Annotated in this window: 9 protein-coding genes and 1 pseudogene; 4 read left to right on the forward strand and 6 right to left on the reverse strand. The window is 54.0% G+C overall.

What is annotated here, in order from left to right:
- Nucleotides 1-30 precede the first annotated feature (30 nt).
- The 3 genes from QMC91_RS09350 to QMC91_RS09360 all read right to left on the reverse strand — a co-directional run bounded on the left by QMC91_RS09350 (nt 31) and on the right by QMC91_RS09360 (nt 2,561).
- Nucleotides 31-1,401 carry an oligosaccharide flippase family protein gene (locus tag QMC91_RS09350; RefSeq protein WP_300237979.1) on the reverse strand — a complete coding sequence of 457 codons (1,371 nt, stop codon included), beginning with the start codon at nt 1,399-1,401 and terminating at the stop codon, nt 31-33.
- Nucleotides 1,402-1,692: 291 nt separating this feature from the next.
- Complete coding sequence (locus QMC91_RS09355; protein WP_300237980.1) at nt 1,693-2,052, reverse strand: hypothetical protein; 360 nt, start codon at nt 2,050-2,052, stop codon at nt 1,693-1,695.
- Between the two features lie 2 nt (nt 2,053-2,054).
- Nucleotides 2,055-2,561, reverse strand: coding sequence for a hypothetical protein (locus QMC91_RS09360; RefSeq protein ID WP_300237981.1), 507 nt, complete (start codon nt 2,559-2,561; stop codon nt 2,055-2,057).
- A 1,457-nt stretch (nt 2,562-4,018) separates the two neighbouring features.
- Here QMC91_RS09360 and QMC91_RS09365 point away from each other — a divergent pair.
- Nucleotides 4,019-4,246 (forward strand): hypothetical protein, encoded by a 228-nt coding sequence (locus QMC91_RS09365; protein WP_300237982.1) that lies wholly within the window; start codon nt 4,019-4,021, stop codon nt 4,244-4,246.
- 343 nt (nt 4,247-4,589) lie between these two features.
- On the opposite strand, the gene QMC91_RS09370 is transcribed toward QMC91_RS09365, so the two are convergent.
- Genes QMC91_RS09370 through QMC91_RS09380 form a run of 3 tightly spaced genes read right to left on the reverse strand, consistent with a single transcriptional unit; the run spans nt 4,590 to nt 8,153 of the window.
- Nucleotides 4,590-5,888 (reverse strand): glycosyltransferase, encoded by a 1,299-nt coding sequence (locus tag QMC91_RS09370; RefSeq protein ID WP_300237983.1) that lies wholly within the window; start codon nt 5,886-5,888, stop codon nt 4,590-4,592.
- Between the two features lie 55 nt (nt 5,889-5,943).
- Nucleotides 5,944-7,788, reverse strand: a complete 1,845-nt coding sequence (locus QMC91_RS09375) for a glycosyltransferase family 39 protein (RefSeq protein WP_300237984.1) — start codon at nt 7,786-7,788, stop codon at nt 5,944-5,946.
- Nucleotides 7,789-7,790: 2 nt separating this feature from the next.
- Nucleotides 7,791-8,153 (reverse strand): glycosyltransferase family 4 protein, encoded by a 363-nt coding sequence (locus tag QMC91_RS09380; protein ID WP_366944400.1) that lies wholly within the window; start codon nt 8,151-8,153, stop codon nt 7,791-7,793.
- Nucleotides 8,154-8,264: 111 nt separating this feature from the next.
- Between QMC91_RS09380 and QMC91_RS09385 the strand changes: the two genes are divergently transcribed.
- The 3 genes and pseudogenes from QMC91_RS09385 to QMC91_RS09395 form a co-directional block, all read left to right on the forward strand.
- Nucleotides 8,265-9,197 (forward strand): SDR family oxidoreductase, encoded by a 933-nt coding sequence (locus QMC91_RS09385; RefSeq protein WP_300237985.1) that lies wholly within the window; start codon nt 8,265-8,267, stop codon nt 9,195-9,197.
- Between the two features lie 213 nt (nt 9,198-9,410).
- Entirely contained in the window at nt 9,411-10,673 is a 1,263-nt protein-coding gene (locus QMC91_RS09390; protein ID WP_300237986.1) for a nucleotide sugar dehydrogenase, read from the forward strand.
- A gap of 173 nt (nt 10,674-10,846) precedes the next feature.
- A pseudogene (locus QMC91_RS09395) lies at nt 10,847-11,450 on the forward strand (hypothetical protein); the annotation flags it as partial.

The raw sequence follows: 11,450 nt of genomic DNA on the forward strand, positions 1-11,450 counted from the left end.
CGAGAGAGAACCCTTCATGCCAACGGCGGCTTACAGGTATACCTGACCTGTTACATTTTTAATTGCCTTCAAGTTTAATATTATTAATATTATGTACATCCAAAATAGAACTAACACATAAGAGGTAATTGCCATAATTACTGATAACCGAAGCAGGTGACACAAATAAAATATAACAAAAACACTGATGGTACGTGTGACGTCCCAGATAAGCACCCAGTGGTTATACCCATATAATTGCAGATGACTTGTTGGTGAAGCAACAAAGTTCACAATCACCATCACCGCCAGCGGCCAGCAGTACCACCCCGCCTCGGTCCACGCCGCGCCAAAAATGAACGGAACAACAAACGGAGCACACAGCGCCGGGATTCCAAGCAGAGGAACAGCAATCACCGACAGGTGTTTGAGCGTTCTCACGTACAGAGACCGCAGCTCCCGCGACCTCTCCCTGACCATCTTTGATGCCTCCCCGAGGTATGCCTGCCCCATCGACCCTGAAATAAGACTGCCCGGGAGCACCACCAGCATATGGGCAAGCGCGTAGTACCCCACAACCTCTGAGTTGTAGAGTGCAAGCAGCATGAGGGGCGGGAGTTGCAGTGACATGGTGTTCACAATAGAAGCAGGAAAATTAAACACCGGAAAACTCTTGTACGTTCTTGCAACGCTTAGCATGCGGCTCAGCGATATGGCCTTGAAATGTTTCCTCTCCTTCTTCCACATCGCACGGGCAAGGGTGGTAACCCCGGCGACCTGAGAGACAATTTGCCCGATGATCAACCCTATCGGTCCAAAAGAGAAGATGCCGAGGAGGATCTTGCATACCGAACCTCCGACACCCTGGTTGATCTTTGTGTAGGTGATCCTCCCATAATCCCTCTGCCGGACGGCCCAGTAGTTCAGCATGGTATACAGGCCCATCCCGAAGAAACCGATGAGGAGGAACCAGATGTAGTGCTCAAGAGCGGCCAGATCAAAGGTATTCATCAGCAGGTCCCTGCCAAAGAGGAGAATGAGCGCAAATCCAACTGTTGTGATACAGAGGAGAATGAGACTCAACCCAAAGAGGTTAATCGCGTCTTCGTTCTCTCTGGGGAGTGCATAGGCAAATTCATAGCGGAGGGTGGCGCCGACCCCGACGATTGCCAGGACGGACGAGTAGACCGCAAGGACACCCATATCCGACGGCGTATAGAGCCGGGTGATGATCGGGGCCGTGACGATCCCGATCAACTGAGCAACCGCGGTGCCGCTCCCGAGGACGAGTACCCCCCTGTAGAGCGGATTATTCACTATGTAATTGAATAGTCGAGCGGTATGCGCGTTTTTATTCACGATTGCGGTCAGGTACAAGAAAAGCCTGGCCAACGTCCCTTGCAGCTGGTTGCTTATTGTCATTCAATCAAAAATTATTGGCACCCTGATGGTGCCGGAAATCTTCTCTCCTGCCAGGTTGCTCCAGGGTATGCATGGATCCAGGTTCCATATTGTTCTGCTGTTGAGGTAGGCTACGGCTGAAGATATATTCACCGAATTGAACCAGAAATCCAGACCGAGAGCCTCGTATCACCTTCCATCCCTTTGCGCGGTATCCCCCCGGGAATGGTAATAATCTACCAGAAAGGGTAAGCCACTTCCCAGATCTCTCCCTTCGCACTGACGTGGGGCACGAAGTCTCATCATCCTCTCTTATGCAGGCGGAGAGAACGGGTCTCTGCCTGCCAGAGGCCGCCCGGTCGGATGGTTTTTCGTCTTCTGCGGCCCGGTGCCGACCAGAGTCCGGCCCTGAGCCAGGTGGAGACAGAGGCTTCCTCCCGTTGCATACCCGGCAAATCCCGCTCCTAGCTGTGTGCCGGTTGTAGCAAGCGAACTGGCGACCCGAGCGACCGAGAGCCGCCCAAAATGTTTGGTGCGCGAGTTCCAGTAATTCAGCGCAAGAAACACCCCACTAATGAAACCAACCGGCGGAACCAGCATAAGGTAGGGCTCAAGCCCGGGCGCCCTGAGCAGGGAGAGGAGGGCATCGCCCCCGAAGTACAGGGCCGGCACCGTCAGGCACGCTCGACCACCGCCACACAAAGGAGGCAGAGGCCCAGCAGGTTTGCAGCCTCCTCATCGGTCTTCGGGAGCATGATCGCAAGCTCGTAGCGCATGCAGGCGACAACCCCGATGATGCTCGTGATCGAGGTGAAGATCGCGAGAAACCCGAAGGCTTCCGGGCCGTAGAGACGGGCGATGACCGGGGCTGCCAGTATGGTGATGAGCCTCGGGCAAGGGTGGTACCGGTGACAAGTGTGAGGACGTCTGCGGCGAAGGAGGATGAACGGGAGGGCTCTGGCATCGTAATACTCTACGTTTTGGTGGGTGGGTGATAACCAGGTATCTATTCCTGTGCGGGAGGGTGCATGGGGATCCCGGAAAAAGGAAGGTGCGGGGCCTGCATCCCCGGGGCCAACCGCCAGCGCGCTGCCACAAATCCGGCGGGGAGGAACACGGGACCGCCCCCCTTTTCGCGGATACCCCACGTTTCCACCGCTAAAGTGGAAGCCCGGCGGCATACGGTGCCAGCCTCGCCGGGGGATGCATCATCAAGCCCCCATCGGCTATGGCGACCCCCATCAGAGAGATCTGATGGCAAGGTCATTCTCCCCGGGGCCGTCTTCCGTCCCCACGCCATGAATATCCACCGCGGCATTGCGACCCCGATCAGCAAGACACTCGTGGACTCCCGGCGTTTGAGCACACCGGCAATCTCCTCCGGGGATTCGACGTTGACCACGGATCATACCCGGCACCTCCAGGCCCTGTATCAGAACCTCCCCCACGAAGCAGAAGACTCCCTGTGCAGGTCCTGGGGAACCTGCCTCTCAGCCCTGAGATTTTCCGGGTCTCCAACGCAATCGATTGCATGCCTATCAACCCGTTGCCGGGAGAGTCTGTGCAGGAGATCTCGCTTCTGGGTCGTGATATGACCGGGCCTTCTCCAGTCTATCCTCTGTCTTTCTTGCAAAGACCGTCTCTTTCGATCAACGGTCTCCTGTAAACTGATCCTGCCCGGGTGCCCATGGAACCGGGGGTTCTTGATCACCGCCACCGCCGTTCTCCAGATGAGGTTATCAAGACCCCCCTCCCCGTGTATGGTCGGTGCAGTCGTGAACAAAAAACTCCGGGAACGTAATCCTGCCTGTCGCCGCGACCAATCTTGAAACCCGGGTGATCGTCGTTTGAGTGTCTTGTATCCAGGATTGCACCCCCTGAACCCCGGGGTTTCGTCCTCTCTTCTTCGCCGGCAAAGCCGGGATCGCTCCAGAGAGAGGAGACCTCCATTCAGGATCATGGGCAGGGGAGCCCCCCTGCCTCTGGAGGGGGATCTACCCTCTGGCGTCTCCCCCATAGTCTCTCACGACGCAAGCAGGGAGATTTGTATCGATGCATCACGTTTGAGTCTCGCCACGGAAGGCAAGGAGAGTTCTCTTTTCCTGTGGGTTTATGGATACGCCACGTGATTGGCGGCAAACACCAGTGCGGTGACAATTCGCCCGCACGGGCTTTCGTCAACGAGCCTGGGTGCGGTCCCACCGCCGGCGGGGAGGTTGAATCGCAACGCCTGGAGAGAGCATGATCACCCCCCCGGTATCATGCTTTGCGTCCGGGAGGGTAGTTTGCCCGCACACGACCCCCTCGTCCCTCAGCGTGGCGAACCTGGCTTTTTCGCGTTCCCCCTGCGTCGCTGGAGCAAGCCCGCCCTCGTGCGCGGCTGTTTCATTCCTCCGGCAGTTTGTTGTAGAGCATCTGCGGCACTCAGTCGCGTCTGGATATTCTCGATACCTGCAGGAGAGGTATACCGCCGATCGAAACACAATCCTTCCCGTCAACATGGGACCTGAGGTATCCACGACTGAGGAGAAGGGCGGCTCTGCTTTCATCCCCGGGCCTCGCCGACCGGGGGTTTCCCGCCCCGCAGGCTGAACGAGTCTCTCGAGGCTGCCGGGGGCTCAAAGACCTGAGAAGATACATGCTTGATCTTATCCTCCGCAGGGGATTACGCTCCTCGTCATGGGTGAGGCCCACAACACCGTCCCGTGTGGTTGACCACCTGCGCGTGAACGCCCTCTACGGCAAGAAGAGGCAAACTCAAGTGCAGCCGATCGGGAGGAGTGATACAAAGACCGCCATCGGGGTATCACTCAATCGGAGCAAACGCGGTCAGTTTGATCGTTGTGGGAACAGTCTGCTACGGTGATCGGGTTCGTTGCAACCCTGCAGGCGTTCTTCAATTATTCACGCGCAGCAGAGCCAAGCAACTGGATAGTTGCGACGAGAAGTCCTCGCAAAGATCGCCGGCGAGTGCTCCTGAACGAAGGCATACTTATCGGGATGGCGCCCACTCGGCAGATGAGGTCGAGAGAGCAGCCCGGAGACCCTGCCCGGAGGGTGAACTGGAGATGCCGTCGGCCTCTCGACGAACCGGAAGGACTACGAGAAAGCCCGCAGAGGGGTTTTGAGGACGGCGAAGAGAGGTAGTCTTCCGGAAGTGGGTGGGAGAGGTATTGCAGGCTTAAAGAGCACCTCATAGGACAAAATAGTTATTGGGTAAACTCCTGCGCCGAATCTCTATGTGCAGTCACTGACGTGTGATGCTGAGGTGCCTCTGCCACGACCTTGTCGAGAACAGCAGCAAATTTTTTCGCCATCTCCAGTTGGCTGTATTTAAAGATTGCACTCTCTTCAGTGCGTGGTACTGCTCCGGTTCTTACGTACTCCGAGTAGTACCTGGACAAGGCGACCTCGAGATCCTCCAACGAAGATGTATACTGCCCGGCCTGTGTCTCGTTAAGCAAATCTTTCACGACACTCTCTTCCGGACCACCTACCGCGATGATCGGCCTCCTGGCGGCAAGATATTCGAAAACCTTCCCGGTGTACACTCCCTTCTCTTTCGGGTTGTTCCACAAGAGCAGCAGCAAGAGGTGTGACTCCCGCTGCCTCTGGAGTGCTTGTTCTCTTGGAATGAACCCAAAGACCTTGACAATGCCATCCAGATTGGCATCCCTGATCTCGTCGAATAGCCAGGGGTCCTGGGAGCCGAAGAACCGAACTTCAACACGATCCGGATCGATAGTACCGTCCTTTATCAGGTTTTTCAGGGCTTTAAAGAGTGTCGAGGGATCCCGCTTTCCGTCGTAAAGCGACCCCGTATAAGTTATGGTAAACTTATCGGTTAGTTCCGGAGGGTCAAAACGTGCAACCTCTGGATCAAATCCATTGGTAATAACATATACCGGATTATGGGTGTGCAAACGGCTCAGGTCGTCTGCCAGGGGTTTGGATACCGTCACGAGAGCGCTTGCTTTCCCCAGTGTCCGGAGTTCGAGGCGCTTTTCAGCAAACCTCCGGAGAGCGCAATGGTTCAAGTAGGGATTTTGTGTCCAGAGATCGCGGAGGTCTGCAACCCAGGGGATCTGATACTTCTCCGCGAGATTCCTGGCAATAAGGTGACATATCTCTGGTTTTGATGAACTCAGGATGGCATCTATTTTTACCTCTTGGAGAAGCTGGTCTCCAGCCTTAATTGCATGCTTGTACCAGCCTTTTTGGGGATCTGGGTAAGTGATTATTTCGCTTGGGAGATACACAAGACGGTCTATTATCGAAGGCTGATTCTTCTTTTTAGAGAGACAAAACTGCTCATTTAACGATTCTTTTGGATTCAACCTCATGCGTTTCTTCCAGAGCGCAATCACATCCTCGTAGGGGGTTTGAATGACGCGGAAGCGTGGATCTGGTTCTCCTGGTAAAGTTGGTGTCAATATGATGGGTTTCCACCCATGTTCGGGGAGGTACTTCGCAAGCCCGTATAAACGGATTCCACCAACCTCTGGCATAGGAGGGAAAACGAATGAAATGATTAATACATTAGTCATCAATATCTCCTTGCATTTAATTTATCACCTTGACCTTATGTAACTCAAATTCACCATTTGTGTAAAGGGAGTCCACTCCGGGATCATTCTTCAGTCGTTCGAAATCTTGAGTACTGAATCGATATTGCGCCATATCCGGGAAGTAGTCAATGTAAACTACTTTATCTTGCTGCTTTATGGCCAGATCTGTTTCTTCATCATAGGCGTAGGAGATTGTAGTGAAATTGTCATACCCAAAATGGTATGGTGCGATCTGATCCTCTAGATACAATGGAAGATGTTGAACTCCTCTCTCTTCCGGTGTGAGAAATGCGTTGGCGAATCTTCCGGGAGCGATATTAATGCCGGTTAATGGTACATCTATATCACGATGTTGATAGATGAAAACCATACCGGTAACTTCCGATCGGGTGGTCTGATAATTCTGGGTCAGATTGTATGGTGATGGGTAGAGGTTAAGCATTCCACCCGTGAAGATGGCGAGAATCACCAGTATAACAAAAACTGTCCTTAGATTGGGTCTATATAATCCGTGGTTTCTTCGCTCTCCAGTTAACAGGCATGCAAAAAGATATGCTGCAAAAAGCGTTCCCAGCATAGATACATAAATTACAAGTCTGAGTGGACCAAAAGCAAGGTTGAATAGATAGAGTCCTGGAATTATCAGTGCTAGCATCCCCAAAGGGCCGTAAAACGAAAAAAGGCATTTTTCCTGGTGTCTGTGCGTGAAATCTCTCCATAACATCGGCAGAGATATTACAGATAAAATTGAGAGGATAAGTGGGCACCAAAGCCTCCTAATAACCTGCTCGATGACGCTGTAGCCATACCCTTGCGCGTATGAGATCTGATCCGTAAGATCCATCAATTTTGAGGGACTTCCCTCAGAAACGATTGTTTGGTACATGCTCTGAATTGTCCAACCCCACGCAGAGAACGAAGAGATCCAGAATATAAACCAGATTACCAATAACACGAGAGGTAGCACCAATCTAAGATCGCGTCTGCTGAAGTCGAAGTTCCCTATTTTCCTTTCACGGATGACCATAGTTATCCGTGGCAGTAGAGGGGGTATCCAGAGCGTAAGGAACACTGTCCCTAAGAAAATTGCCGGTACCGGATGAAAAACAGGATAGAGCAGAATTACAGCAGATAGCGCAAGTGTCCATGGCCACTTCCTCTGTTGGAGGGACCTGACCACCAGGAGCAATGCAAAAGGAAGGAAAAGGTTTGCCAGCGCATTGGGTGTCAGGTTCAAATACCAATCAAATGCCATACAGCAGCTGATAAGCCCGGCCAGCAGAACTCCGTCGTGCCTGGAGAATAAGGCCCTGGCAAAGACGTACATGAAGAGAACGCAGAGAAGGCCGAATATTAACGGTACAATTTTATGCAGGAAGACCAGATCAAGACCTGTTAAAAAAACGATCTCTGATAGATAGATATGCGTAATCGGATAAATCACCGAGGTCGGTGCATGCCCTGCGTTGAGCGTTTCTTTAATCCACCCGATATGGCTGGCAGGATCCCCTGTCATGCACCACATGTAATAGCCGCGGATGATAAATAGGCCCAGGCACACAGTGTAACTCAGGAATACGAGTAAGAATCCGATCTTCCAGAAGGGATTTCCATCCAATTTGTTCTTTGCTATCGCTACAACAACAAGCGCAACCCCAACAATCACCGAGGCAATCACGCTCACCCAGAGTATCAGCGGTGTCGACCGATAGATCGAGGCCTCATAACCCGTGGCTGGCGTATTCCAGGTGATAATGAGCGCTACGCTCAGGAGGAAAAATAAGATTATTAGAGCGATCTTCTGGAAACGCTGCCTCTGGATTGTGTAGGGACTGAACATGATTATTCAATATTCTGAAGAATTTCTTTCCAGTTCTCTACCGTCTTTTCAAACGAGAAATTCTCCTCCACAAACCGCCTCCCGGCTTCCGCGATCTGTTCCAGGTCCGGGTGCTCCAGCGCCCGTACTACATTATCCGCGATACACTCCGGGGAGTTATTCTCCATAATAAATCCGGTCTTCCCGTCTATTATAACATCCGGTATCGCCCCGACCGGCGTCGCGAGCACCGGGGTCCCGCAGGCCATCGCTTCGAGCATGATGTTCGGGAGCCCCTCAGTGTAGGAGGGGAGGACAAGGAGCCAGTGTGTAAAGAGACGGAATGTTTTGTGCGCGAGATACTGCAGACGGAAATCCCTGAAAATAGTTTTACCTGTTCCCCCGGTCCCCCATCACTACCCACGAAGAGCACCCGTAGTCCCGCCGCATCACAATTTAGAAAGCACTAATCCAGGGCACCGCCATACTTCTTACTCATGCGCTACATCGTCACCGGGGGCGCCGGGTTTATCGGCTCAAACCTTGCGGACACCCTGGCACAACAGCACCACGACGTCATCATCATCGACAACCTCGCCACCGGGCGGCGGGAGAACATCGAGCACCTCCTCGACCACACCCGGGTGACGTTCATCGAAGGGAGTATCACCGACCTCGATCTCCTGATGGACACTCTCCCTGGCGCGGACGGCATCTTTCACCAGGCGGCGATCCCCTCGGTGCCGCGCTCGGTGAAGGACCCGCTTGCTTCGAACGAGGCGAACGTCACCGGCACCCTGAACATTCTTGTGGCGGCGAAGGACTGCGGCGTCTCATCCGTGGTAGCTGCATCCTCATCCTCGGTCTACGGTGACACCCCGGTCCTCCCCAAGCACGAGGACATGGTCCCAAACCCCCTCTCTCCCTACGCTGTCACAAAATTTGCGGGCGAGTGTTACGGGAAGGTCTTCTCCGACCTCTACGGCATCAGGACGGTCTTCCTGCGCTACTTCAACGTCTACGGCCCCCGGCAAGACCCTAAATCTGAGTACGCGGCAGTGATCCCGAAGTTCATCACCCGGCTGCTCAATGGGAAGCCGCCGATCATCTATGGCGACGGTGAGCAGACCCGTGACTTCACCTTCGTCGCCGACGTGGTGCAGGCAAACATCAGAGCGATGGAGAGCAACGCCCGCGGCGTTTTCAACATCGCCTGCGGCCGCCGGATCAGTCTGAACCACCTTGCGTCGATCCTCTCCGAGATCACCGGCACCCGCCGTGACCCCATCTACGAGGCGCCGCGTCCGGGCGACATCAGGGATTCTCTCGCCGATATCTCGCGCGCGCGGGAGGCGTTCGGGTATGACCCCCAGTTCCCGGTCGAGGAGGGGCTCAGGCAAGCGGTGGCCTGGTTCAGGGACCGGGCTTAGACCGCTGGAAGCCTCCCGGGGTTTCCCTTCATCGTTTAATCCGCTCTCCACGGCGAATCTGTCATTCCGCATCCCTCTGTGGGGTGCGCTTCCATCAGAGATCCACTGCCGGTCGCGTATTTGCTCCCCGCCACCCTTCAGGTAGTCACGAAGAATCGCAGCCTTCAAGTGTCCCCGCAGGAAATAATCTACATCACTGCGGAGATAAACTCAATGGTTCAGCAACCACAACTCAACGATACGATTGTCTGCGTTGTCGGTCTGGGGTATGTCGGCTACCCGCTCGCCGATGCATTCTCGCGACACCTAAAGACGATCGGCTACGATATCGATGAAGGCAAGATCGCCCGGATCAATGCCACACCGGGTAACAGGGTCATTGCCACCACCGATCCTGCCATGATCCGCGGGGCCGACGTTGTGATCATCGCCGTCCCCACCCCTGTAACAAAGGCAAAGGACCCCGACATCTCATACATCATCTCCGCCGCCGAGACTGTCGGCCGGAACCTGAAAGACGGCGCGATCGTCGTCCTCGAGTCGACCGTCTACCCCGGTCTCACCGAAGAGATCATGGTCCCGACCCTTGAGAAGGTCTCCGGCAGGGTTTACGGGAAGGATTTCTTCGTCGGCTACTCGCCAGAGCGGATCAATCCGGGAGACGCTGACCACACTCTTGATAAGATCACAAAGATCGTTGCCGGGATGGATGAGGCGACGACAGAACGCCTCGCTGCGCTCTATGGCCTCGTGACCAACGTCTATGTCGCCCGTGACATCAGGACGGCCGAGGCTGCAAAGGTGATCGAAAACATCCAGCGCGACTTGAACATCGCCCTCATGAACGAACTCTCGATCATCTTCCGGAAGATGGGGCTTGACACGAAAGCGGTCCTCGAGGCCGCCGGGACGAAGTGGAACTTCCACAACTACCGGCCCGGGCTTGTCGGCGGCCACTGCATCCCGGTCGACCCCTACTACCTGGTCTACAAGGCCGAGGAACTCGGTTACCACCCCCAGGTGATCCTGGCCGGCCGTGCGATCAACGACTCCATGCCCAAGCACGTCGCCGAGATCGCGATCAAGGAGCTGAACCGGGCAGGCAAGGTGATCCGGGATTCAAAGGTCCTGATCCTGGGGCTGACCTACAAGGAGAACGTCGCCGATACCCGGGAGACCCCGGTCGGTGACCTGATCCAGGAACTCAGGGAGTTCGATGTGGATGTCTATGGTTACGACCCGCTCCTTGAGCCCGCTGAGATCGAGCGGTTCGGGGCCCGGCCGGTCACCTCGCTCAAGGGGCTTGAGGGGGCGGTGGATTGTGTCATCGTGAACTCGCCGCACAGTGTCTTTGCGGGGCTGACGCTGGATGCACTGGTTTCGATCTGTAATGGGAAGCCGATCGTTGTGGACGTGACCGGGATGCTCCGGAGGAACGATGGGGTATGGGAGGGGTGTGTGTATTGTACGTTGTAGGGTGTTCTGCCATGAGAGGGCAGAAGTATAGCAATCCAATAAGTGATGAAACGTGGATGTGTATTTAGGAGACTACTGGATATGATTCAGTTGTATCTGTGTGGCCCATCCAGCAGGACACATTTACGCCGCTACTAATGCAGCAACTACCGATCCGTTGGCGAGGGTGAATTATGATAAAGAATGTGCTTCGAAATTTAGGATGTACCCTGATAGGGACTAACACAGAGAAGGAGTATCGCGAGATTTTAACAATAAAAGACCCTGATGCGCTGCATGGGTTTATCGAACAGAGGCTCACCGATCTGCTCTTCCACGCGTATCAGCACACCAGGTATTATCATCGGCTCTTCGATCAGATCGGCATTATTCAAGGCGACCACGTTGATTTATCCCGTTTTCATGAGATCCCTCTCCTCACAAAAGAGATCATCCGAAAACAGCAGGAGGAACTCATATCCGATGATTTTGAAAGTAGGGGTTGGTTTTATAACACTTCCGGGGGTTCTACTGGCGAACCCGTGCGGTTAGTTCAGGACCGGCAGTTCCAACGGTGGGCGAAGGCCACCAACAATTATTACTATAGATCTATCCTCAATATCGATGAACCGATAGTTAAAAAAGTCATTATCTGGGGATCTGAGAGAGATCTATTCACAGGAACCATCGGAGTAAAAACTAAAATAACAAACTGGCTCACGAATACGATTACGTTAAATAGTTGTAACAGGTCAGGTATACCTGTAAGCCGCCGTTGGCATGAAGGGTTCTCTCTCG

The sequence above is a fragment of the Methanoculleus sp. genome (genome assembly GCF_030019085.1).
Lineage (GTDB): Archaea > Halobacteriota > Methanomicrobia > Methanomicrobiales > Methanoculleaceae > Methanoculleus.

Coding starts and splice junctions, on each gene's coding strand:
- QMC91_RS09375 (WP_300237984.1), bottom strand. CDS start 7,788: ATGTTCAGTCCCTACACAATCCAGAGGCAGCGTTTCCAGAAGATCGCT.
- QMC91_RS09370 (WP_300237983.1), bottom strand. CDS start 5,888: ATGCCAGAGGTTGGTGGAATCCGTTTATACGGGCTTGCGAAGTACCTC.
- QMC91_RS09385 (WP_300237985.1), top strand. CDS start 8,265: ATGCGCTACATCGTCACCGGGGGCGCCGGGTTTATCGGCTCAAACCTT.
- QMC91_RS09390 (WP_300237986.1), top strand. CDS start 9,411: ATGGTTCAGCAACCACAACTCAACGATACGATTGTCTGCGTTGTCGGT.
- QMC91_RS09365 (WP_300237982.1), top strand. CDS start 4,019: ATGCTTGATCTTATCCTCCGCAGGGGATTACGCTCCTCGTCATGGGTG.
- QMC91_RS09360 (WP_300237981.1), bottom strand. CDS start 2,561: ATGCCGCCGGGCTTCCACTTTAGCGGTGGAAACGTGGGGTATCCGCGA.
- QMC91_RS09350 (WP_300237979.1), bottom strand. CDS start 1,401: ATGACAATAAGCAACCAGCTGCAAGGGACGTTGGCCAGGCTTTTCTTG.